This is a genomic window from Caldimonas tepidiphila (assembly GCF_003569765.1).
Classification (GTDB): domain Bacteria; phylum Pseudomonadota; class Gammaproteobacteria; order Burkholderiales; family Burkholderiaceae_C; genus Caldimonas; species Caldimonas tepidiphila.
In genome coordinates this window covers 1-21,587 of record NZ_QXMG01000012.1, presented here as the reverse complement: position 1 = coordinate 21,587, position 21,587 = coordinate 1, and the positions used below count along the sequence as shown (strand labels likewise).

Annotated in this window: 25 protein-coding genes, 2 tRNA genes and 1 pseudogene; 22 read left to right on the top strand and 6 right to left on the bottom strand. The window is 70.4% G+C overall.

Annotated features, from left to right (window positions below; genetic code table 11):
• Positions 1 to 89: 89 nt before the first annotated feature.
• The gene (locus D3A59_RS10445) at positions 90 to 1,211 is read left to right on the top strand and encodes a methyltransferase (protein ID WP_119154864.1); all 1,122 of its coding nucleotides are present in this window, start codon (positions 90 to 92) and stop codon (positions 1,209 to 1,211) included.
• 22 nt (positions 1,212 to 1,233) lie between these two features.
• Here the strand turns inward: D3A59_RS10445 and D3A59_RS10440 are convergent, their stop codons facing one another.
• Positions 1,234 to 1,641, bottom strand: a complete 408-nt coding sequence (locus D3A59_RS10440; RefSeq protein WP_119154863.1) for a bacteriohemerythrin — start codon at positions 1,639 to 1,641, stop codon at positions 1,234 to 1,236.
• Between the two features lie 441 nt (positions 1,642 to 2,082).
• Here D3A59_RS10440 and D3A59_RS10435 point away from each other — a divergent pair, with 441 nt between their 5' ends.
• The 17 genes from D3A59_RS10435 (at position 2,083) to D3A59_RS10355 (ending at position 16,166) form a co-directional block, all read left to right on the top strand.
• On the top strand, positions 2,083 to 2,808 hold the full coding sequence (locus tag D3A59_RS10435) for a YebC/PmpR family DNA-binding transcriptional regulator (protein ID WP_119154862.1): 726 nt from the start codon (positions 2,083 to 2,085) through the stop codon (positions 2,806 to 2,808).
• Positions 2,805 to 4,088 (top strand): phosphoribosylamine--glycine ligase, encoded by a 1,284-nt coding sequence (gene purD, locus D3A59_RS10430; RefSeq protein ID WP_119154861.1) that lies wholly within the window; start codon positions 2,805 to 2,807, stop codon positions 4,086 to 4,088. Before D3A59_RS10435 ends, purD begins: the two co-directional genes overlap by 4 nt.
• A gap of 77 nt (positions 4,089 to 4,165) precedes the next feature.
• The gene (hemF, locus tag D3A59_RS10425; protein ID WP_119154860.1) at positions 4,166 to 5,086 is read left to right on the top strand and encodes an oxygen-dependent coproporphyrinogen oxidase; all 921 of its coding nucleotides are present in this window, start codon (positions 4,166 to 4,168) and stop codon (positions 5,084 to 5,086) included.
• Positions 5,087 to 5,117: 31 nt separating this feature from the next.
• Positions 5,118 to 5,723, top strand: coding sequence for a nicotinate-nucleotide adenylyltransferase (gene nadD / locus D3A59_RS10420; protein ID WP_119154946.1), 606 nt, complete (start codon positions 5,118 to 5,120; stop codon positions 5,721 to 5,723).
• A gap of 20 nt (positions 5,724 to 5,743) precedes the next feature.
• On the top strand, positions 5,744 to 6,475 hold the full coding sequence (gene rsfS, locus D3A59_RS10415; RefSeq protein WP_119154859.1) for a ribosome silencing factor: 732 nt from the start codon (positions 5,744 to 5,746) through the stop codon (positions 6,473 to 6,475).
• Complete coding sequence (gene rlmH / locus D3A59_RS10410; RefSeq protein ID WP_119154858.1) at positions 6,472 to 6,939, top strand: 23S rRNA (pseudouridine(1915)-N(3))-methyltransferase RlmH; 468 nt, start codon at positions 6,472 to 6,474, stop codon at positions 6,937 to 6,939. The genes rsfS and rlmH overlap by 4 nt, the downstream gene beginning before the upstream one ends.
• A gap of 118 nt (positions 6,940 to 7,057) precedes the next feature.
• Positions 7,058 to 7,684, top strand: a complete 627-nt coding sequence (locus tag D3A59_RS10405; RefSeq protein WP_119154857.1) for a Maf family protein — start codon at positions 7,058 to 7,060, stop codon at positions 7,682 to 7,684.
• A 5-nt stretch (positions 7,685 to 7,689) separates the two neighbouring features.
• Positions 7,690 to 9,159 carry a ribonuclease G gene (gene rng, locus D3A59_RS10400; protein ID WP_119154856.1) on the top strand — a complete coding sequence of 490 codons (1,470 nt, stop codon included), beginning with the start codon at positions 7,690 to 7,692 and terminating at the stop codon, positions 9,157 to 9,159.
• Between the two features lie 106 nt (positions 9,160 to 9,265).
• Positions 9,266 to 10,534 (top strand): Tol-Pal system beta propeller repeat protein TolB, encoded by a 1,269-nt coding sequence (gene tolB, locus D3A59_RS10395; RefSeq protein WP_240636021.1) that lies wholly within the window; start codon positions 9,266 to 9,268, stop codon positions 10,532 to 10,534.
• Between the two features lie 89 nt (positions 10,535 to 10,623).
• The gene (gene pal / locus D3A59_RS10390; protein ID WP_205665162.1) at positions 10,624 to 11,166 is read left to right on the top strand and encodes a peptidoglycan-associated lipoprotein Pal; all 543 of its coding nucleotides are present in this window, start codon (positions 10,624 to 10,626) and stop codon (positions 11,164 to 11,166) included.
• 59 nt (positions 11,167 to 11,225) lie between these two features.
• Entirely contained in the window at positions 11,226 to 12,014 is a 789-nt protein-coding gene (ybgF, locus tag D3A59_RS10385; protein WP_119154854.1) for a tol-pal system protein YbgF, read from the top strand.
• A gap of 2 nt (positions 12,015 to 12,016) precedes the next feature.
• On the top strand, positions 12,017 to 12,853 hold the full coding sequence (locus tag D3A59_RS10380) for a tRNA threonylcarbamoyladenosine dehydratase (protein ID WP_240636020.1): 837 nt from the start codon (positions 12,017 to 12,019) through the stop codon (positions 12,851 to 12,853).
• A tRNA-Lys gene (locus D3A59_RS10375) sits at positions 12,844 to 12,919 on the top strand. Before D3A59_RS10380 ends, D3A59_RS10375 begins: the two co-directional genes overlap by 10 nt.
• A 22-nt stretch (positions 12,920 to 12,941) precedes the next feature.
• Positions 12,942 to 13,017 (top strand) — tRNA-Lys (locus D3A59_RS10370).
• A 452-nt stretch (positions 13,018 to 13,469) separates the two neighbouring features.
• Positions 13,470 to 13,955, top strand: a complete 486-nt coding sequence (locus tag D3A59_RS25340; protein ID WP_157991472.1) for a cupin domain-containing protein — start codon at positions 13,470 to 13,472, stop codon at positions 13,953 to 13,955.
• Positions 13,956 to 14,413: 458 nt separating this feature from the next.
• Positions 14,414 to 15,082, top strand: a complete 669-nt coding sequence (locus D3A59_RS10360) for a hypothetical protein (protein ID WP_119154852.1) — start codon at positions 14,414 to 14,416, stop codon at positions 15,080 to 15,082.
• Between the two features lie 685 nt (positions 15,083 to 15,767).
• A complete protein-coding gene (locus D3A59_RS10355) occupies positions 15,768 to 16,166 on the top strand; it encodes a VanZ family protein (RefSeq protein ID WP_119154851.1) in 399 nt (132 codons plus the stop codon).
• A 24-nt stretch (positions 16,167 to 16,190) separates the two neighbouring features.
• Here the strand turns inward: D3A59_RS10355 and D3A59_RS10350 are convergent, their stop codons facing one another.
• Entirely contained in the window at positions 16,191 to 16,409 is a 219-nt protein-coding gene (locus D3A59_RS10350) for a hypothetical protein (RefSeq protein WP_119154850.1), read from the bottom strand.
• 181 nt (positions 16,410 to 16,590) lie between these two features.
• Here D3A59_RS10350 and D3A59_RS10345 point away from each other — a divergent pair, with 181 nt between their 5' ends.
• The 3 genes from D3A59_RS10345 (at position 16,591) to D3A59_RS10340 (ending at position 17,772) form a co-directional block, all read left to right on the top strand.
• A complete protein-coding gene (locus tag D3A59_RS10345; RefSeq protein WP_119154849.1) occupies positions 16,591 to 16,773 on the top strand; it encodes a hypothetical protein in 183 nt (60 codons plus the stop codon).
• Positions 16,774 to 16,883: 110 nt separating this feature from the next.
• On the top strand, positions 16,884 to 17,234 hold the full coding sequence (locus D3A59_RS25335) for a hypothetical protein (protein WP_157991471.1): 351 nt from the start codon (positions 16,884 to 16,886) through the stop codon (positions 17,232 to 17,234).
• 247 nt (positions 17,235 to 17,481) lie between these two features.
• A complete protein-coding gene (locus D3A59_RS10340; RefSeq protein ID WP_119154848.1) occupies positions 17,482 to 17,772 on the top strand; it encodes a DUF1488 family protein in 291 nt (96 codons plus the stop codon).
• Between the two features lie 70 nt (positions 17,773 to 17,842).
• Here the strand turns inward: D3A59_RS10340 and D3A59_RS10335 are convergent, their stop codons facing one another.
• Positions 17,843 to 18,118, bottom strand: coding sequence for a hypothetical protein (locus D3A59_RS10335; RefSeq protein WP_119154847.1), 276 nt, complete (start codon positions 18,116 to 18,118; stop codon positions 17,843 to 17,845).
• A 90-nt stretch (positions 18,119 to 18,208) separates the two neighbouring features.
• Positions 18,209 to 18,547, bottom strand: coding sequence for a single-stranded DNA-binding protein (locus tag D3A59_RS10330; RefSeq protein WP_119154846.1), 339 nt, complete (start codon positions 18,545 to 18,547; stop codon positions 18,209 to 18,211).
• A 188-nt stretch (positions 18,548 to 18,735) separates the two neighbouring features.
• On the opposite strand from D3A59_RS10330, the gene dbpA reads away from it, so the two are divergent.
• Positions 18,736 to 20,187 carry an ATP-dependent RNA helicase DbpA gene (dbpA, locus tag D3A59_RS10325; protein WP_119154845.1) on the top strand — a complete coding sequence of 484 codons (1,452 nt, stop codon included), beginning with the start codon at positions 18,736 to 18,738 and terminating at the stop codon, positions 20,185 to 20,187.
• A 75-nt stretch (positions 20,188 to 20,262) separates the two neighbouring features.
• Here dbpA and D3A59_RS10320 read toward each other — a convergent pair whose 3' ends face one another.
• Together D3A59_RS10320 and arfB are read right to left on the bottom strand one after the other, a co-directional pair.
• Positions 20,263 to 20,916, bottom strand: a complete 654-nt coding sequence (locus D3A59_RS10320) for a dioxygenase family protein (RefSeq protein ID WP_119154844.1) — start codon at positions 20,914 to 20,916, stop codon at positions 20,263 to 20,265.
• Positions 20,917 to 21,008: 92 nt separating this feature from the next.
• Positions 21,009 to 21,335 (bottom strand): annotated as a pseudogene (gene arfB, locus D3A59_RS10315) (alternative ribosome rescue aminoacyl-tRNA hydrolase ArfB); the annotation flags it as partial.
• Between the last annotated feature and the right edge of the window lie 252 nt (positions 21,336 to 21,587).

Here is a 21,587-nt window from a genome sequence, read left to right as displayed (position 1 = left end):
GGTTTTTCCCCCGGAAGGATTCCCGTGAAGCCACTGCCCCTGGCCCCCGCCGCGCGCGGCTCCCTGGTCCCCGCACGCGGGCGGCGGACGTGAGCGAGCCCGTCCTGATCCGCTGGAGCGAGGACGGCGCCGAGCGCGTTGCGCGCTGGCGCTCCGAGGCCGGCGCGCCGCCCCCGAAGCGCGTCGTGGTCGCCGACGACCGCCTCACCGCCGACGCGGCCTACCGCCTCGCCAGCGAGGGCACCGCGATGCTGTGGCGCGGCGACTACCAGAACGCGCGCCAGCTGCTGCAGGCGATGGCGCGCCGCGCCGACCGCAAGCCGCGCAAGCCCGCCGCGACGCCGACCGAGGCCTTCCACCTGCACCGCCTCGCGCAGTCGCAGCGCGCGCGCACGCTCGGCATGCTGCTGCTGCCCTTCGAGGCGGAGCACCGCATCCCGCTGCGCCGCGCGCCGGACGTGCGCCGCGCCTGCGAGGAGGCCTGGGGTCCGGGCGAGGGGCCGGCGGTCGCCTCGGTGCGCGAGCTGCTCGGCCTGATCGGCGCGCACGAGTGGCGCAAGAAGGGCGTCGAGGTGCCGGCCACGGGCGGGCGCATCCACCCGCACTACGGCGTGTTCTCGCCGGTGCGCGGCGAGTACGTGCGGCTCGTCGCCGAGGCACCGCTGCCGGCCAAGGCGCTCGCCTTCGACATCGGCACCGGCACCGGCGTGCTCGCCGCGGTGCTGGCGCGCCGCGGCGTGCAGCGCGTCGTCGCGACCGACATGGAGCCGAGGGCGCTGGCCTGCGCGGCCGACAACGTCGCGCGGCTCGGCCTCGGCGCGCACATCGAGCTGCGGCAGGCCGACCTGTTCCCCGAGGGCCGCGCGCCGCTGGTGGTCTGCAACCCGCCCTGGGTGCCGGGGCGGCCGAGCTCGCCGCTCGAGCACGCGGTCTACGACCCGGACAGCCGCATGCTGCGCGGCTTCCTCGCGGGGCTCGCGGCGCACCTGGCGCCGGGCGGCGAGGGCTGGCTGATCCTGTCGGACCTCGCCGAGCACCTCGGCCTGCGCTCGCGCGAGGAGCTGCTCGGCTGGATCGAGGCCGCCGGGCTGCAGGTGCTCGGCCGCCGCGACACGCGGCCGCAGCACCCCAAGGCCTTCGACCCCGCCGACCCGCTGCACGCGGCGCGCGCGGCGGAGGTCACGTCGCTGTGGCGGCTGGGGGCGCGCTGAGCGGGCTCGAGGTGCGGCCGCCTCAGACCACGCCCTTGGCCTTCAGGAAGGGCACGTAGGCGCGGTCCACCTCGCAGATGTGGTGGCGCAGCCATTCCTTGAGGAACTCCAGCGCCTCGAGGCTGGCCGCCTCGCCGTCCTCGAAGCGCATCAGCAACTCCATCGCCTTGCCGGTGAAGCCGTCGTGCTCGTCCTTGTGCGCGGGCGTCCCGGGATAGCCGTGCTGCTGGAACAGCACCTCCTCGATGATGAAGTGGTTGTGGGTGTAGTCCACCAGGCCTTCGAGGATCTGTCCGATCACCTCGCGCCGCGGCTCGGGCAGCGAGACCTCGTCGTGCAGGGCGTTGGTCTGATCCACCAGCCAGCGGTGCTGCTGGTCGATTTCGGCAAGACCGAGTTCGAGTTCGCGGGACCAGGGCATGAAGGTCATAAGGCGTCTTTCTCGTTGCGTGGGTGCGTGGGCGGGACGAGGCGAACGCAGGCGCCGCGCACGACCGGGACGGGTTGGCAGCGGCCTGCACGTAACGTTTTGTAATGGCGTCGCGGGGATCGTCGGCGCCGTGCCGGAAGGTGTCAATCCGTGCCGCGCGGTGCCCTGGGATATGGCCGCAGGAAAGTTGAGCTTGCTCAAACAGGAGTCATGCCCGGCCCTTCGGACCCTCCCCATCCACCTCGGCGCGTGACGCCGCCACCGGGCCCGCCACGGGGGCTGCGGCGCGTCGGCTTCCTGCCCCCGGGACCGCTTCGGCATGCGCGGCCGGGCGCACGGAGGGCGAAAGCTAAAATTCGCGTTTATTCAAGAACTTCCCACCAACCCGAGACGCCCGCCGGCCCCGCGCCGCGCCCGGGCGTGCACCAGGAGCTCTCCTTCATGGCCGGACATTCCAAATGGGCCAACATCCAGCACCGCAAGGGCCGCCAGGACGAAAAGCGCGGCCGGGTCTGGACCCGCCTCATCCGCGAGATCATGGTGGCGGCGCGGCAGGGGGGCGGTGACGTGGCCGTCAACCCGCGCCTGCGCCTGGCGATCGACAAGGCCAAGGCCGCCAACATGCCGGCCGACACGATCAAGAAGAACATCGACAAGGCCACCGGCAACCTCGAGGGCGTGAGCTACGAGGAGATCCGCTACGAGGGCTACGGCATCGGCGGGGCGGCGATCATCGTCGACTGCATGACCGACAACCGCGTGCGCACCGTGGCCGAGGTGCGCCACGCCTTCAGCAAGTACGGCGGCAACCTCGGCACCGAGGGCTCGGTGGCCTTCCAGTTCAAGCACTGCGGCCAGCTCGTGTTCGGCCCCGGCACGAACGAGGACAAGGTGATGGAAGTGGCACTCGAGGCCGGCGCCGAGGACGTCGTCACCGACGAGGACGGCGCGATCGAGGTGCTGACCGCGCCGGCCGACTTCGAGGCGGTGAAGAACGCGCTCGAGGCCGCGGGCCTCAAGCCCGAGATCGCCGAGGTGACGATGCGCGCCGAGAACACGATCGAGCTCGCCGGCGACGACGCCGCGCGCATGCAGAAGCTGCTGGACGTCATCGAGGATCTCGACGACGTGCAGGAGGTCTACCACAACGCGGAGCTGGCCGAATGAAGGTCCTCGTCATCGGCGGCGGCGGCCGCGAACACGCCATCGCCTGGAAGCTGGCGCAGTCGCCGCGCGTCACGCGCGTCTTCGTCGCGCCCGGCAACGGCGGCACCGCGCTGCACCCGCGCATGGAGAACCTCGCGATCACCGATCCGGCCGCGCTGGCCGACTTCGCGGAGATCGAGAAGGTCGGCGTCACGGTGGTCGGCCCCGAGGCGCCGCTGGCCGCGGGCGTCGTGGACCTGTTCCGCGCGCGCGGCCTGCGCATCTTCGGGCCCACCAAGGCCGCGGCGCAGCTCGAGAGCTCCAAGGCCTTCGCCAAGGACTTCATGAAGCGCCATGGCATCCCGACCGCGGCCTACGAGACCTTCTCGGACGCTGCCGCGGCGCACGCCTACGTGGACCGCATCGGCGCGCCGATCGTCGTCAAGGCCGACGGCCTGGCCGCCGGCAAGGGCGTGGTGGTCGCGATGACGCTCGAGGAGGCGCACGAGGCCGTCGACTGGATGCTGCTCGACAACAAGCTCGGCGTGCAGCACAACGCCGGCGGCGCGCGCGTCGTGGTCGAGGAGTTCCTGCAGGGCGAGGAGGCGAGCTTCATCGTGATGTGCGACGGCCGCCACGTGCTGCCGCTGGCCACCAGCCAGGACCACAAGCGGCTGCTCGACGGCGACGAGGGCCCGAACACCGGCGGCATGGGCGCCTACTCGCCCGCGCCGGTGGTCACGCCCAACGTCCACGCCCGCGCGATGCACGAGATCATCCTGCCGACGATCCAGGGCATGGCCAAGGACGGCATCCCCTTCACCGGCTTCCTCTACGCCGGCCTGATGATCGACGCCAACGGCCAGCCCAAGACGCTCGAGTTCAACACCCGCATGGGCGACCCCGAGACGCAGCCGATCATGATGCGGCTGAAGACCGACCTGCTCGAGGTGATGCTCGCCGCCACCGACGGCACGCTCGACAAGGTCAACCTCGACTGGGACCGCCGCGTCGCGCTCGGCGTCGTGATGGCCGCCGCCGGCTACCCGCTCGACCCGCGCAAGGGCGACGCGATCACCGGGCTGCCGCCCGAGTACCCGGACGCGATGGTCTTCCACGCCGGCACGGTGCGCGAGGACGAGCGCACGCTGACCTCGGGCGGGCGCGTGCTGTGCGTCACCGCGCTCGGCGACTCGGTGCGCGGCGCGCAGCAGCGCGCCTACGACGTGCTGCAGGGCATCCACTTCGAAGGCATGCAGTGCCGCCGCGACATCGGCCACCGGGCGATCACCCGCCGCTGAGCCTCGTTCCCCCGCTTTCGAGCGCTTCCGCCGGGCAAGCCGTTTGCCCGGCTTTTTTCTTGAAAAGCCGCACCCGCATGAGCGCGAACTTCTCGACCGACGCCGCCCGCCACTACCTGCTCGAGCTGCAGGAGCGCATCGTGCGCACGATGGAGGCCGAGGACGGCCACGACTTCCGCCGCGACGCCTGGGTGCGCCCGGTGGGCGGCCGGCTGGAAGGCGACGGCCTGTCGCGCCTGGTGGAGGAGGGCGGCCTGCTCGAGCGCGGCGGCTGCAATTTCTCCCATGTGAAGGGCCGGCAGCTGCCGCCCTCGGCCACCGCGCACCGCCCGGAGCTCGCCGGCGCGCCCTTCGAGGCGATGGGCGTGTCGCTGGTCTTCCACCCGCGCAACCCCTATGTGCCGACGGTGCACATGAACGTGCGCATGTTCGCGGCGCTGCCCGAGGGGCGCGAGCCGGTGGTGTGGTTCGGCGGCGGCATGGACCTCACGCCCTACTACGGCTTCGAGGAGGACGCGCGGCACTTCCACGCCAGCTGCAAGGCGGCGCTCGCGCCCTACGGCGACGACAAGTACCCGCGCTTCAAGACCTGGTGCGACGAGTACTTCTTCCTGAAGCACCGCGACGAGCCGCGCGGCGTGGGCGGCGTGTTCTTCGACGACTTCTCCGAGCTCGGCCTCGACGGCAGCTTCGCGATGACGCGCGCGGTCGGCGACGCCTTCCTGGACGCCTACCTTCCGATCGTGCAGCGGCGCCGCAGCCTGGAGTACGGCGAGCGCGAGCGCGACTTCCAGGCCTACCGGCGCGGGCGCTACGTCGAGTTCAACCTCGTGTTCGACCGCGGCACGCTCTTCGGGCTGCAGTCGGGCGGCCGCACCGAGAGCATCCTGATGTCGATGCCGCCGATCGTGAAGTGGCGCTACGACTGGCATCCCGAGCCGGGCACGCCCGAGGCGCGGCTCTACAGCGACTTCCTGCGGCCGCGCGACTGGGCCTGAACGCTGCCGCGCGACCGACTTGCCGAACGCCGTGAACGCCCCCGCCCCCCGCCTTCCGCGCATCGGCCTGCTCGGCGGCAGCTTCGATCCTGTACATTGCGCGCATCTCGCGCTGGCGCGGCTGGCGCTCGCGCGGCTCGAACTCGACGAGCTGCGCTGGCTGCCGGTCGGGCACGCGTGGCAGAAGGCGCGCGTGCTGACGGCGGCCGTGCACCGCTGCGCGATGGTCGGGCTCGCGATCGCGGACGAGCCGCGCTTCGTGATCGACCGCCGCGAGGTCGAGCGCGATGGCCCGACCTACACGATCGACACGCTGCGCGAGCTGCAGGACCGCACCGAGGCCGACTGGTTCCTCGTCATCGGCCAGGACCAGTACGGCGCGCTCGACAGCTGGCGCGACTGGCAGGCGGTGGTGCGGCGCGTGACGCTCGCGGTGGCGGGACGCGCCGGCTCCGTGCCGTCGCCCGCGCCGGCGCTCGCGGCGCTGCCGCATCGCGTCGTCGAGCTGCCGCTGCCGCCGATGCCGCTGTCATCCACCGAAATCCGTGCTCGCGCCGCGCGCGGCGAGCCGCTGGACGGCCTCGTTCCGCCCGCGGTCGCGCGCTATATTGCGCAGCATCACCTCTACACCTCTTGAACCTGGAGACGCCCCCCTCAATGGACATCCGCAAACTGCAACGCGCCATCGTCGATGGCCTGGAAGACGTGAAGGCGCAGGACATCGCCGTCTTCAACACCGAGCACCTCTCGCCGCTGTTCGAGCGCGTGATCATCGCCTCGGGGACGTCGAACCGGCAGACCAAGGCCCTGGCCGCCAGCGTGCGTGACGCAGTCAAATCCAGCGGCTTCCCGGTCATCCGCACCGAGGGCGAGGAAAACGGCGAGTGGATCATCGTCGACTGCGGCGCGGCGGTCGCGCACATCATGCAGCCCACCATCCGCCAGTACTACCACCTCGAGGAGATCTGGGGCGGCAAGCCGGTGAAGATGAAGACCGGCCCGGTGCGCGGCCTGCCCAAGGCGAGCGAGCCCGAGGACGCCGACGGGGACGGGGAGGCGCCCGCCGCCCGCAAGCCCGCGGCGAAGAAGGCCGCGCGCAAGACCGCGGCGCGCACCACGGTGGCCGATGCCGACGAGGCACCGGCCCGGCCGGCGGCGCGCAAGACCGCCGCCGCGAAGAAGGCCCCCGCCAAGAAGGCCGCAGCGAAGAAGACCGCCGCGCGCAAGACCGCGGCGGGCGCCGAGCCGGTGGCGCAGACGCTGGTCGTGAAGGCGCCGGTCGCGCGCAAGGCGGCGGCGAAGAAGACCACCGCCGCGAAGGCCCCGGCGGCGAAGAAGGCCGCCGCCAGGAAGGCCCCGGCGCGCAAGGCCGCGACCCGCGAGGCATGAAGCTCGTCGTCGTCGCGGTGGGCCAGCGCATGCCGGGCTGGGCCGAGACCGCGTACGAGGACTACGCGAAGCGCTTCCCGCCCGAGCTGCGGCTGGAGGTGCGCGCGGTCAAGACCGAGCCGCGCGGCAGCAAGACCACCGAGACGCTGCTCGCCGCCGAGCGCGCGCGCATCGAGGCCGCGATCCCGAAGGGCGCGCGCCGCGTCGTGCTCGACGAGCGCGGCACGCGCCACACCACGGTGCAGCTCGCCGAGCGGCTGAAGGCCTGGATGCCCGAGGGCCGCGACGTGGCGCTGCTGATCGGCGGTCCCGACGGGCTCGACCCGGCGCTGAAGGCCTCGGCCGACGAGACGCTGCGCCTGTCGGACCTGACGCTGCCGCACGCGATGGTGCGGGTGATGCTCGCCGAGCAGCTCTACCGCGCCTGGTCGGTGATGGTGGGCCATCCCTACCATCGCGAGTAGGGCGGACCGGCCTGCCGCTGCAGCGCAGCGCCGCCCGGGCGGGCGGCGCGCGTGCTGCGCGCCGTCTTCGCGCGCCCCCCGATCCTTTCCATCCCCCATTCCATTCCGCACCGCCGCCATGCCCGACTTCATCTACCTTGCCTCGCAGAGCCCGCGCCGCCGCCAGCTGCTCGGGCAGATCGGCGTGCGCCACGAGCTGCTGCTGCCGGGCGAGCACGAGGACGCCGAGGCGCTCGAGGCGGTGCGTCGCGGCGAGGCGCCGCAGGCCTACGTCGAGCGCGTGACGCGCGCCAAGCTCGACGCGGCGCGGCGCCGGCTGCGCGAGCGCGGCCTGCCCGTCGCGCCGATCCTGTGCTCGGACACCACGGTCGCGCTCGGGCGGCGCATCCTCGGCAAGCCCGCCGACGCGGCCGAGGCGCGCGGGATGCTCGCCGCGCTCGCCGGCCGCGAGCACCGCGTGCTGACCGCGGTCGCGGTCGGAGATGCGGGGCGCGAGGAGCTCGCCCTCAGCGTCTCGCGGGTGCGCTTCGCGCCGCTGGACGCGGCCGAGATCGACGCCTACGTCGCCAGCGGCGAGCCGATGGGCAAGGCCGGCGCCTACGCGATCCAGAGCCAGGCCGCGGCCTGGGTGTCGCACATTGCCGGCAGCTACTCGGGCATCATGGGCTTGCCGCTGTACGAGACGGCGCGGCTGCTGCGCGACTTCGAGGTGCGCGGCACGACGGCCGGGCGTCCCGCACAATAGCCCGCATGGAAGACATCCTGATCAACTGGTCGCCGCAGGAAACGCGCGTGGCCCTCGTCGAGAACGGCGCGGTGCAGGAGCTGCACGTCGAGCGCACGCTCGAGCGCGGCTTGGTGGGCAACATCTACTCCGGCCGCGTCGCGCGCGTGCTGCCGGGCATGCAGTCCGCGTTCATCGACATCGGGCTCGAGCGCGCCGCCTTCCTGCATGTCGCCGACCTGCACACGCGCGGCGTGCCGGCGCGCGGCCCCGGCAGCGAGGCGGCGGCCGCGGTGCCGATCGAGAAGCGCGTCTTCGAGGGCCAGACGCTCACCGTGCAGGTGATCAAGGACCCGATCGGCACCAAGGGCGCGCGGCTGTCGACGCAGATCAGCATCGCCGGGCGGCTGCTCGTCTTCCTGCCCTACGACGAGCACATCGGCATCTCGCAGAAGATCGGCTCGCACGAGCTGCGCGAGCAGCTGCGCGCGCGCATGACGGCGCTGGCGGGCGAGGGCGGCGGCGGCTTCATTTTGCGCACCAACGCCGAGGAGGCGAGCGACGCGGAGCTCGGCGCCGACATCGCCTACCTGCGCAAGACCTGGGCGCTGATCCGCAGCAAGAGCCTCAAGGCGCCGCCCGGCACGCTGCTGCACGAGGACCTGAGCCTGGCGCAGCGCGTGCTGCGCGACCTCGCGAGCGAGGCCACGCACTCGATCCGCATCGACTCGCAGCTGCAGTACGAGGCGCTCAAGGCCTTCGGCGCGGAGTTCACCCCGACCTCGGTCGGCAAGCTCGCGCTCTACCGCGGCGAGCGGCCGATCTTCGACCTCTACAACATCGACCAGGAGGTCGAGCGCGCGCTGGCGCGCCGCGTCGACCTGAAGTCCGGCGGCTACCTGATCGTCGACCAGACCGAGGCGCTGACCACGGTGGACGTCAACACCGGCGGCTATGTCGGTGCGCGCAACTTCGACGACACGATCTTCAAGACCAACCTCGAGGCCGCGCAGGCGATCGCGCGGCAACTGCGGCTGCGCAACCTCGGCGGCATCATCATCATCGACTTCATCGACATGGTGCGCGAGGACCACCAGGGCACGGTGCTCGCCGAGCTGCGCCGCCAGCTCGCGCGCGACCGCGTCAAGATGACGGTCAGCGGCTTCACGCAGCTCGGTCTCGTCGAGATGACGCGCAAGCGCACGCGCGAGTCGCTCGCGCACATGCTGTGCGAGCCCTGTCCGACCTGCGGCGGCAAGGGCGAGGTCAAGACCCCGCGCAGCGTCTGCTACGACATCCTGCGCGAGATCCTGCGCGAGGCGCGCCAGTTCAACCCCAAGGAGTTCCGCGTCATCGCCTCGGCGGCGGTGGTCGAGATGCTGCTCGACGAGGAAAGCCAGCACCTCGCCGGGCTGTCGGACTTCATCGGCAAGCCGATCTCGCTGCAGAGCGAGGCCACGATGTCGCAGGAACAATACGACATCGTGCTGCTGTAGCGTTGCGCGCGCGGGAACTTCCCCCGCGCCAGCGCTGTCCCTGCCGGGGCGGCGCAGCCCGGGCACCGCGGCGGTCGCCCGCCCTCCAACCTTCCGAATGCAAGCCATGTGGACCCGACGTTCCTTCATGACCCTTCCCGCGCTGGCCGTCGCGCCGCTTGCGCAGGCGCAGTTCCGCGTCGACATCTCCGGCGTCGGCGCGCGGCAGTTCCCGATCGCGATCGCGCCCTTCCGTGACGAGGCCGGCCGCACGCAGCAGGTGTCGGCGATCGTGCGCGCGGACCTGGAGCGCAGCGGGCAGTTCCGCGGCGTGGACGCGGGGAGCGCTGCGCTCGACGAGAGCGCGCGCCCGGCCTTCACCGACTGGCGCGGCCGCGGCGCCGACGCGCTCGTCACCGGCAGCCTGATGCGGCTGGCCGACGGCCGCGTCGACGTGCGCTTCCGGCTGTGGGACACGGTCAAGGGGCAGGACCTCGGTGGCGAGGCCGCGGCGGTGGCCGAGGCCGACCTGCGGCTCGCCGCGCATCGCATCGCCGACTTCGTCTACGAGAAGCTCACCGGCGAGCGTGGCGTGTTCGCGACCCGCATCGCCTACGTCACCAAGGTCGGGCCGCGCTACACGCTGTGGGTGGCGGACTCCGACGGCGAGGGCGCGCAGGTCGCGCTCGCCAGCCCCGAGCCGATCATCTCGCCGGCCTGGGCGCCCGACGGCAACGAGCTGGCCTACGTGTCCTTCGAGACGCGCAAGCCGGTGGTCTACTCGCAGGACATCCTCAGCGGCCGGCGCCGGCCGATCGCGAGCTTCAAGGGCTCCAACAGCGCGCCCGCCTGGTCGCCCGACGGGCGGCAGCTGGCGGTGGTGCTGACGCGCGAGGGCCTGTCGCAGATCTACCTGATGAACCGCAACGGCGAGAACCTGCGCCGCGTCACCACCAGCAGCGCGATCGACACCGAGCCGGCCTTCTCGCCGGACGGCAGCACGCTGTACTTCGTCAGCGACCGCGGCGGCTCGCCGCAGATCTACCGCATGTCGGCCGCCGGCGGCAACCCCGAGCGCGTCACCTTCAACGGCAGCTACAACATCAGCCCGGCGATCAGCCCCGACGGCCGCTGGATGGCCTTCGTCGGCCGCGACGGCGGCGCCTTCCGGCTGAAGGTGATGGAGCTCGCCGGCGGCGCCGTCACCTCGCTCACCGACACGCAGGACGACGAGAGCCCGTCCTTCGCGCCCAACAGCCGCCTGATCGTCTATGCCACCCGTGCGGGCGGGCGCAACGTGCTGATGACCACGACGCTCGACGGCAAGATCAAGGCGACGCTCGCCTCGAGCCGCGGCGACGTGAGGGAACCGGTCTGGGGCCCTTACACTTCCTGACTCGTTGCAGGCCCTTGATGCCTCGCAATGCATTGCGTTTCCAGCCCTTTTCCGTTTTTCGAAGCTTCCTGCTACAGGAGAGAACACAGATGAAGTTCCGTACCGCTGCCCTCCTCGGCCCGATGGCCGCAGCCATCGTCATGCTGGGCGGTTGTGCATCCGGCGTGCGCCTGGACGACCCCGCTCCCGTCGAGAACCGTGCCGTCGACCCCGGCCAAGGCGGCACCGCCGGCGCGACGCCGCAGTCGCAGGTCGCGACCGTCGACCTGTCCGCCGGCCAGCAGGGCCAGCAGGCGCTGTCGCAGCAGCAGCGCGTGGTCTACTTCGACTACGACAGCTTCATCGTCCGCGAGGACTCGAAGCCGGCCGTGACGGCCAACGCCAAGCACCTGACGGCCGACCCGACCCGCCGCGTCACGATCGAGGGCCACACCGACGAGCGCGGTGGCCGCGAGTACAACTTGGCGCTCGGCCAGAAGCGCGCCGAGTCGGTGCGCCGCTCGCTCGAGCTGCTCGGCGTGCGCGAGAACCAGATGGAAGCCGTCAGCTACGGCGAGGAGCGCCCCGCGGTGCAGGGCCAGAGCGAGGAAGCCTGGGCCCGCAACCGCCGTGCCGAGCTGAACTACCGCTGAGCCGGCCCGGCCCGCGGGCTGCGTCCGGTTTCCTCCATCCTCCCTGACCGTCCTTCACGATGAATCGACGTTTTTCCCTGAAGGCGGGCCGGCCGGCGGCCGGCGCCTTCGTGCTCGCGCTCGGCGTGCTCAGCGGTGCCGCGCAGGCGGCGCTGTTCGGCGACGACGAGGCGCGCCGCGCGATCCTGGAGCTGCGCCAGAAGCAGGAGCAGGCGCGCACCGAGAATGCCGAGCGCGGCAACCGGCTCGCCGAGCAGATGGAGCAGATGCGCCGCAGCCTGCTGGAGCTCAACAACCAGCTCGAGCTCACGCGCGGCGAGATCGCGCGCCTGCGCGGCCAGAACGAGCAGCTCGCACGCGACCTCAGCGAGGTGCAGCGCCGCCAGACCGACCTCGCGCGCGGCATGGACGACCGGCTGCAGAAGATCGAGCCGCAGCGCGTGAGCGTCGACGGCCGCGAGATCCTCGTGATGCCGGACGAGCGCCGCGAGTACGAGACCGCGCTGGAGACCTTCCGCAAGGGCGACTTCACCAACGCGGCGGCCGCCTTCGCCGCCTTCCAGCGGCGCTTCCCGAACAGCGGCTACGCGCCGTCGGTGTCCTACTGGCTCGGCAACGCGTTCTACGGCAAGCGCGACTACCGCGAGGCGCTTGCCGAGTTCCGCAACCTCGTTGCCGTGGCGCCGAACCACCCGCGGGTGCCCGAGGCGCTGCTGTCGATCGCGATGTGCCAGATCGAGCTGAAGGACCGGCCCGCCGCGCGCAAGACGCTCGACGACCTGATCAAGGCGCATCCGCAGTCCGAGGCAGCCAAGGAAGCCAAGGACCGGCTGGTGTCGCTGCGCTGAGCATGGACGCGGCCGAGCTCCCCGCAATGGTGGACGACGGCCTCGAGCGCCGTTTCGGCGGCCTGCGCCGCCTCTACGGCGACGCCGGCTACCGCCGCATCCGCGCGGCACGCGTCGCCGTGGTCGGGCTCGGCGGCGTCGGCTCGTGGGCGGCCGAGGCGCTCGCGCGCAGCGGCGTCGCGTCGCTGACGCTGATCGATCTCGACCATGTCGCCGAATCGAACGTCAACCGCCAGGTGCAGGCGCTCGAGCCGACGCTTGGCCAGGCCAAGGTCGAGGCGCTGCGCGAGCGCATCGCGCTGATCCATCCCGGCTGCGAGGTGCTGCCGGTCGAGGAGTTCGTCGAGCCGGACAACTGGCCGCAGCTGCTGCCGGCGCCGGTGGACGCGCTGATCGACTGCTGCGACCAGGTCAAGGCCAAGGCGGCGCTCGCGGCCTGGGCGGCCAGGAGCGGCGTGCTGCTCGTGAGCGTGGGCGCGGCCGGCGGCAAGCGCCTGGCGCAGCAGGTCGAGGTCGGCGACCTCGCCGAGACCACGCATGACCCGCTGCTCGCGTCGCTGCGCCAGCGGCTGCGCAAGTTCCACGGCGCGCCGCGCCAGGGCCGCATCGACGTGCGCTGCGTGTTCTCGCGCGAGAACGTCAGCCCGCCCGCGGACGCCGCCTGCGAAGTCGACGGCAGCCTGAACTGCCACGGCTACGGCTCGGTCGTCACCGTGACAGCGACCTTCGGTCTGGTGGCCGCCGGCGAGGTGTTGCAACAAATTTCGAGCGGCACGCGAAAAGTGCTTGCGGAGCCGGAAAAAACCGGTATAGAATCTAAGTCTTCGGCGGGTCGTTAGCTCAGTCGGTAGAGCAGCGGACTTTTAATCCGTTGGTCGCGTGTTCGAGTCACGCACGACCCACCACCGAAATCCTTGAAAAGATTTCGGGCTCTTAGCTCAGTTGGTAGAGCAGCGGACTCTTAATCCGTAGGTCGAGTGTTCGAGTCACTCAGGGCCCACCAGGAAAAGCAAGAAAAACACCAAGTGCGGCAAGCACTTGGACGCAAGACTCAAAGCCCGGCCTGTCCGGGCTTTTTTCTTTTCCGGTCCATCTCTGGTTCTCTGCGGGCGCTGCCCCTCCGTCCCAAAGCGGCCTCGCGGGCCCCTCGCCCGGGGCTTCTGCCTGCCCCTAGGGATAGTCTGGATGGGGCAGGGCCGTCTTCGGGCGTTCAATGAAGTGGCACACGTCTGTCCTCTTCGCCCGGCTCGTTCCCCTTCCCACCCCCTCGCGAATCCGCCTCCCAGGAAGCCTTCCGGAGGTCGAGATGCTGCCTGCGCCCGCACCCCTCTCTCCATCTCCCTCGTCCGCCCCGGCGGCGCAGGGGCGCGCATCGCGCGAGGCAGCCGTTTGTCCGGGTTCCGAGACCCGGATCCCGCCGCAATCGGTGCGGCACCGGTCCTCAAGGAGAAGCAAATGAACCTGCGTATCGCTGCCCTCACGCTGGCACTCGCATGCGGTTCCGCCGCTTTCGTCAGCACCGTCCAGGCGCAGCCCGCTCCTGCCCATGGTGGCGGCCACCTGATGGTCAAGCCCGGAGAGCTGACGTGGAAACCCCTGCCCTCGATCGCCGGCGCCGATATCGCCGTCATCGAGGGGCCGATGTCGCAGCCCGGCCCCTTCACCGTGCGCCTGAGGCTGCCCGCGAACTCGCGCATCCCGCCGCACTGGCATCCCGGCATCGAGCACATGACGGTGATGTCCGGCACCTTCTACATCGGCCACGGCGAGAAGTTCGAGGAAGGCAAGCTCATGGCCCTGCCGCCGGGGAGCGTCGCCATCATGCAGCCGAAAAGCCCGCACTTCGTGCTGGCGAAAGAGGAAACCATCGTCCAGCTGCACGGCATGGGGCCCTGGTCGGTGAACTACATCAATCCGGCGGACGACCCTTCCAAGAAGTGAGCTCAGGCCCCGCTGACGGATGAGCCGGCAGGTGCGCGATCTTGCCCGACGCCCGCTCTGAAGCGCCGGGGCCGCGATGCACCGAAACGGAGGGGCAAGCCGCCGAGGACTTTCCGGGGGGGGCGCGAACGTGCGCGTCAACGGGAGCCGCATGCATGAGTTGCGCAGGCAGGACTGTCCGAGGAGGCGCGCCGGCCAAGTTGCGGAATCGAGGGCTGAACCTGGATTGGCATTGCCGGATGAGCGGAAACAAGGGAATTTTATGGCTGGGCTGGCGACGATCAGTCATCTCTTTCTGAAATGAGAGTTGCGCCGCCTTTCATTTTCTCGGTCGAGACAGTTCGATAATTTGTTTTCGTGCATGCCTCTCCTTTGCCAGCAAAAGGGCTGAATTTCCATCCGCTTTCGCTCCGCAAAGGTTTTTCTTCGCTTCCTGCTACGGTCCGAAGGAGTTGCTAATGTTGCGCAAATTGATAGCCGGGGTGGTCGTGCCCCTCGCGATGCTCGCAGGCCCTGGGGTGCCGCCCGCCGCAGCTCATTCCTCCACCTACGAAGGCAAGGACGGCAAGGAGGACAAAGTGAACGACGCGCTTGGCGGGCACGCGGAGCAGGCCCGCGAGTTGCTAAGGATCCGCCAGGCAACCAAACGCTTCCGGGACATCAACGTCGCGCTCGCTGAAGGCTACGTGATTCCGCCCTCCGCGGAATGTGTGACGGCGGAGATGGAGGGTCTGCCGCGGCAACTCGGCGCGATGGGCGTGCATGTCATCCGGCCGGACCTGCTCGGGATCACCGGCGTTTCGCCGCGCGTTGACGGTACCGGGACCCACACCGATTTCACCCGCCCGGGAGTGCTGGTCTACGAGCCGCAGGCCGACGGCAGCTATGAATTGGTGGCGGTGGAGAATCTGGTGTTTGCTCAGGCCTGGCAGGCTGCCGGCAATACCGAGCCGCCGACTTTTGGCGAGAACCAGTACTACTACATGGTCGACAACCCCCTCACCGAGATCGATGAGGCGCACGGTTTCACGCCTCACTACGAATTGCATGTCTGGCTCTACCGGTACAACCCGGCAGGCACATTCATGCAGTTCAATGCCCGGGTGAGCTGCCCCGGAACGCGTTGACCTTCCCGGGGGCGCTATGCCGGCGATTTCGCGCCTCCCCGTTTCCCTCTCAGGGCTGTTCACTACGGCTTGGGATGGTAGCGGCTGAATGAGTTGGAGGAGTTACGCCTTGTTGCGGAAGCTGGAACATTTAAAACCGGCTGCACCCTGTGCTCGACGCCCCCTTGGCCAAGGAGGTCAAGCGCATCCGCCGCAATCCCGGTGTCTTTGGTCCCCTGCGCCGGCTCGCTCGGACCGAATCTCTGTCGCTCCAACGGCGAGAACAACATCACCCTGGCCTTCTAACGCAACTCCTTCGGCGCCGATGATTGCGTCCTTCACTGCGTCGGCCTCCGGAAGCAGCGAACCGACTTCGGTCCCACCGCTCCCGTTCCGGTGGTTTGTGCAGCGTCTGGTCACTTCCCGGGCCTGTCGGTAGCAGGTCATCGGCTCCTGGGGTTGAAGCTAAGTGATTGATTTTGATAAGATCTTTCCTGGAGGCCGGCGCCGGAAATACCCTGCTCAAGGATCTCTTGATCCGTAGATCGAGTGTTCGAGCCACACAGGAACCACCAGAAAAGGCAAGAAAAACACGGGGTGCGAGAAAGCCCCCAGGTTCAAAACTCGGCTCGTCCGGGCTTCTTTCTTTCCCGCCCGGCATGCGACGCCGCTGCTTCGGGCAGCCTTCCTGCCGGCAAGCACAACCATGAAGACTCTCGCTGTCCGTCTGGCCGGACCCCATGCCGCGCGCTTCTGGCGCTGCACGCTGGTGCTGCTGCTCTGCGTCGTGACCTGGCTCGCGCTGGCACCCGGCGCGCCCCAGGTTCCGGGCAGCCTGCTCGGATGGGACAAGCTCCACCATCTGGCCGCCTTCGCCGTGCTGGCGGTCGTCGCGGGCCTGGGGTTCCCGGCGGCAAGTGCACCGGTGCTGGCCGGCCTGCTCGCCTTCGGCGCGCTGATCGAGATGCTGCAGTCGCTCACGCCCAACCGTCATGCGAGCTGGGCCGACCTGGTGGCCGACCTGCTGGGCATCGTCCTCGGCGTCATGATCGCCCGCGGCCTCGTCGCCCGGGCGGCCTCCGCAGCCGCCCCCGTCAGGCGGTGAGTTGCCGCGGCACCGTGTCGCGGCCTACCTCATCGGCGGCATGGCGAGCAGAAGTTTCCGGTAGGCCTTCAAGCTTTTCAGCACCGCCTCCTCGGCCTGGAGCACGGCGGTGGCCATCGTCGTGCTCAGCCCGTCCTCCGACAACTGGTGGATGCGCCTGCGCTGCCCGGTAAGGGCGATCTCCAGCAGGGCGATGCGGTAGTCGGTACCGAGCAGGGTGTTGGGCTTGCTGTCGGGGTTCATGTGGAGGGCCTCCTGTGCGCAGGAACCGAAGCAAGACAGGCTCCGCGAGGGCCTGCGCCGACCTCCGCGATCGAGGGGGTGTGCATCCGTACAGGCGCCGCCACCGCGTCTTCGCGCGGCCGCTGTCTCATGAACCAGGGGCTCGCCGAGGGGCGAGGCGAGCGTGGGGAAGGGGGATGCGATGAGGAAGCCGGCCTGGCTTTTCCTGCTGCGGCTCCGGCTCGCCGTCGCCGACGCGGGCTGGCTGATGTCCGGCGGCCGGATGCTTTTCTTCGCCGCGATGGCCGTGCTGTGGCAGGTCGCGAAGTTCATCGCGAGGAAGGAGGCGCAGAGGAGGGCGGCTGACTCGAAGCCCGAATCCTGATGCCGCGCGCCAGCGAGGTCGGGGGCGAATCGCCCCGGATCGGCGCAGGCAGCCTTTTCCGGATTCGAGAGCATGAGCGCCCAGGAGTCCGACGAGCGGCCGCATCCGCGATGGCCGATTCGCTGCGCCCGGAAGGCAGGGCGAGGTGGATCGACCGGGTAGGGGCCAGCAAGGCGCAGCGCAACCGCTCCTCCATGCCGGGTGTCGAAGGAATTCGTCCCCTCGAATCCGCGTGGCGTGAGCGGGGCGGGCAGATTTATCTTTCAGCCGTAGTGTTCGCCAACCTTCGGCCGTCCACCGGCTATGAAAGGGTTGAAATGGATGCTGTCGCTGGCTTTCTCGCCGACATCACCGGCATCCCCCGCTACGTGCTGGAAGCGGAACTGCCGGGCTTGTCGCTCTACGTCCTCGGCCTGTGCCTCGTCCTCTATCTGGTGGGCCGATTGCTGCGCTCGAAGTGATCGGGAACGACGGGCGGGGCCGGGACCGTACGCGCTTGCGCTCGACGTCGTAGACGAAGGCCCTGAGCGGCGAGCGCTCATGCTGAAGGGATAGAGACCGGCGCCGTTGCGGTTGCACGTTGCCGACCTTCGTCTTCCCCGTGCTGCCAAAGCTTGCACATTCATAGGGGATGTTACGTCGTTCCGGTTGTGTGCCTGCAAGAGTTGCGGGTACAGTGGTTCGCTCCCAGACCAGCAGTTCCCATCCATGACCGGCGCCGCACGATTCTCCAACCCCGTCCTCGTCCAGGAGGGGGTGGCTTTCTGCGTGTCGATCGAGGGACGCAGGAAGGTGGTGGCGATCGCGACCACGGCCCTGCTGCGCCCTGCCGAGGGGCAGAGCGCGCTCGACGCCTTCCGCAGGTCGGCGGCCGAGATCCAGGAGGTCGCCTGCCGGCTCATCCTCGACGGTGCAAGCTCCCCCGTTTTCATCGAGCCGAACGATCTGCGCGCGCGGATGTACCGCGCGCAGCTGGAGCGCCAGACGGCCCCTGCCTGAGCGGCACGGGTGCTTCCGTCGCAATCGGCCGTCGTCGCGCCCCGCCCCTTGCCGGTCCGCCGACCGGGGTTCAGTGGAAGCGCACCCAGACCCCGCCGTCCTCCAGGGAGGCGCGCAGCAGCTCGGTGATGAACAGGCGTTCGCCCGTGTGATCCTTGTCCGGTGCCAGCAGCTCGAGCGCGGTTCGCATCTGCGCCGTCGTCCGCCACACCAGCGCGCCGTTCCCCTCCGCCGGCTCCTCGGCTTCCGTCGGAGCGAGCGGCACGTAGGTCGGGCTGGCGCCGGGCTTGCGCGTGAGGACGGCAAACGGTTTGCCCTTGCGGTAGCCGTAAACGTCATGCGTCATGAAGTCCTCCCTTCCTGTGAGAAAGATCATCACCCGCGTTGAACACGGCCCGGTATCCGGGTTAACCCATGTGCATCGGTGTCGCTGCCGCTAGGCGTCGCCCGCCATCGCGTCGCGCTTGCGGCTGACGTGATAGGCCGTCAGCACCTGGGACGCGACCATGTCCAGTGCCGGGCGGGCAGTGCCCTCGCGGTCGGTCCAGACCTTCGGCGTGAGGCTGCCGGCGAGCGCAGCCACGTCGCCGTCCTCCAGCGCCAGCAGGGCGGTGCGGGCGGCCTCCGCGAAGGCCACCACGTTGACGAACAGGCTCTCGCCGTCGCCCCCGGCCGGCGCGGTCCGCATCTTCGCCACCACGAAGGGCTGGCCGTTCCTGTCGCTGCGCTGCTCGGGCCGGCCCTGCAGCCGCCCGCTCACCAGTCCCTCGATCATGTCCGCTCCTTCTCCCCCGTCCCTTCGCCCCGGGACGGGGCGGCGGGCGGGATCATCGCAAACGTAGCGCACATTCGTACCGCCGGGACTTTCCCCTGCTGTCTGCCGGGGCCGGCGGGGCGCGATGGCCCTCGCTGCGGTGCGGGTGCGTGCGGCGGCCGCGAGGCGGGCGCCGCGGATAATCCGGCATGAGCCAAGACCTTTCCCGAGATCCTTCCGCCGGCGACACGCCGGCCGCCGCCCCCGCGGCGCTGTCCTTCTCCCGCCTGCCGCTCGCGCCCGCGACGCTCGCCAACCTGCAGCAGCTGGGCTACGAGGAAATGACGCCGATCCAGGCCGCGAGCCTGCCGCTCGCGCTCGCCGGCCATGACCTGATCGCGCAGGCCAAGACGGGCAGCGGCAAGACCGCGGCCTTCTCGCTCGCCCTGCTCTCGCGGCTCGACGCGCGGCGGCTCAGCCCGCAGGCGCTGGTGCTGTGCCCGACGCGCGAGCTCGCCGAGCAGGTGACGCAGGAGATCCGGCGTCTCGCGCGCGCGCAGGAGAACGTCAAGGTGCTCGCGCTGTGCGGTGGCGCGCCGATCCGGCCGCAGGTCGCCAGCCTGGAGCACGGCGCGCACATCGTCGTCGGCACGCCCGGGCGGCTGCTCGACCACATTGAGCGCGGCAGTCTGGCGCTCGACACGATCGGCACGCTGGTGCTCGACGAGGCCGACCGCATGCTGGACATGGGCTTCTTCGAGGACATCGTCGCGGTCGCGCGCCAGTGCCCGAAGGAGCGCCAGACGCTGCTGTTCTCCGCCACCTACCCGGAGGGCATCGAGAAGCTGAGCCGGCAGTTCCTGCGCGAGCCGAAGCAGGTGAAGCTCGTCGAGCGCCATGCGCCGCTGACGATCCGCCAGCGCTGGTACGAGGTGCGCGAGGAGGAGCGGCTGCACGCGGTGTCGCTGCTGCTGAAGGCCTACCGGCCGGCCAGCACGATCGCCTTCTGCAACACCAAGCAGCAGTGCCGCGACCTGGTGGACGTGCTCTCGGCGCAGGGCTTCGCGGCACTGGCGCTGCACGGCGACCTGGAGCAGCGCGAGCGCGACCAGGTGCTGATCCAGTTCGCCAACCGCAGCTGCTCGGTGCTCGTCGCGACCGACGTGGCGGCGCGCGGGCTCGACATCGCGCAGCTCGAGGCGGTCATCAACGTGGACGTGACGCCCGAGCCGGACGTGCACGTCCACCGCATCGGTCGCACCGGCCGCGCGGGCGAGGAGGGCTGGGCGCTCAACCTCGCGAGCCTCGACGAGATGGGCCGCGTCGGCGCGATCGAGCAGGTGCAGGGCCGCGAGTCGGAGTGGCATCCCTTGAGCGAGCTGAAGGCCGCGAGCGACGAGCCGCTGCTGCCGCCGATGGTCACGCTGCAGATCCTCGGCGGGCGCAAGGAGAAGATCCGGCCCGGCGACGTGCTGGGCGCGCTGACCAAGGACGCGGGCTTCGCCGGCGCGCAGATCGGCAAGATCAATGTGACTGACTTCCACACCTACGTGGCGGTCGAGCGCGGGATCGCGAAGGACGTGGTGCGCAAGCTCTCGGCTGGCACGGTCAAGGGCAAGCGCGTGAAGGTGCGCTTCCTCGACGAGGTGACGCAGCGCTGAGGGCGCGGGCAAAGGGGCCGGCGCGTCCGGGGGCGCGCAGCCTCTCCTCGTCCCGGGCGGGCCGGCGGCGACGCTTCAGGCGGCGACGACGATCGGGAAGCGCGCCCGCAGTGCGTCGCCCCCCGTCCCCGCTCGGAAGGGCACCGTGAGCGCCGCGCGCCCGGCCGCATCGAGTCGGCGCCACAGGCCGTCGCGCTCGTTGAGCGGTTCGCCCTCGACGTAGAGCTGCGTCGTCAGCAGCTCGCGGCTGCCGAGCCGCACCTTGACGTGGATGTGCGGCGTGCGGCCGCTGTAGGCCACCGGCCGCATCGTGCGGAAGCGGTAGCTGCCGTCGGCGGCGACGCTCGTGCGGCCGAAACCCTGGAAGGCCGGGTCGGCGCGGCCGCCGTCGCCGGGGTGGTGGTAGTGCCCGTCGGCGTCGCACTGCCAGATCTCGACCACCGCGCCGCGCACCGGGCGGCCGGCCGCATCGGTCACGACGCCGTCGAGCCAGGCCGGGCGGCCCTTCGCATAGCGCTGCGCGCCCTGCACCAGCAGGTCGGCGTCGCTGTCGGCGGGCAGCTCCACCGGGTAGAACGGGCCCTCGGTCTGCGCGGGCGTGAGCGCGAGCCGCGACTGCGCGCGCGCGTCGCGCAGGAACGGGGGCGCCGCGAGCAGCGCGGCGGAGCCGAGCAGCAGTCGGCGGCGCGGCAGGTCGGGGAGGGCGGGGATGGGCGTCAGCGGGTCCATGGGGCGGGATCTCCGAAGGAGCCTCCAGTGTGACCGGGCGGCAATGGCCACGACGACCTCCACTGCATCGCCCCGCATGCTGGGGGGCGGGACTACTCGGTGCCGACGCGCCCGCGCAGCGCCTTGATCTGCCCGCGCTGCACCTTGCCCTCGACGCGGCGGCGCTGCGAGGCGCGCGTCGGCCGGGTGGGGCGCCGGGGCTTGGGCACCTCGGCGGCGCGCGCGATCAACTCGTGCAGCCGCGCGAGCGCGTCGGCGCGGTTGAGCTCCAGGCTGCGGTGGCGCTGCGCCTTGATGACGACGACGCCGTCGGCACTGACGCGCTGGTCGCGCAGCGCCAGCAGCCGCGCCTTCAGCGCCTCGGGCAGCGAGGACGCGCCGATGTCGAAGCGCAGGTGCACCGCGTTCGAGACCTTGTTGAAGGTCTAAACGATAACACCAACGTTGGCGCTGCTGTCCGAAAGGCGTACCAACTTAGATATTTCACCGGCTTGGCAGCACGAGGATCCCCTCCTTCCCCTTGCTCAGTAGCGCACTCTCACAAGTTCCAGCAGCCGGAAAATCCTTGTTGGTTAAGCAGATGTGCGCGTTAAAGTGAATTTCTGCGCCAGCGCCTGATTAGTCATGATCCTCAGCCACGCCCCGGATATGACGCTCGCGCATAGGCGAGC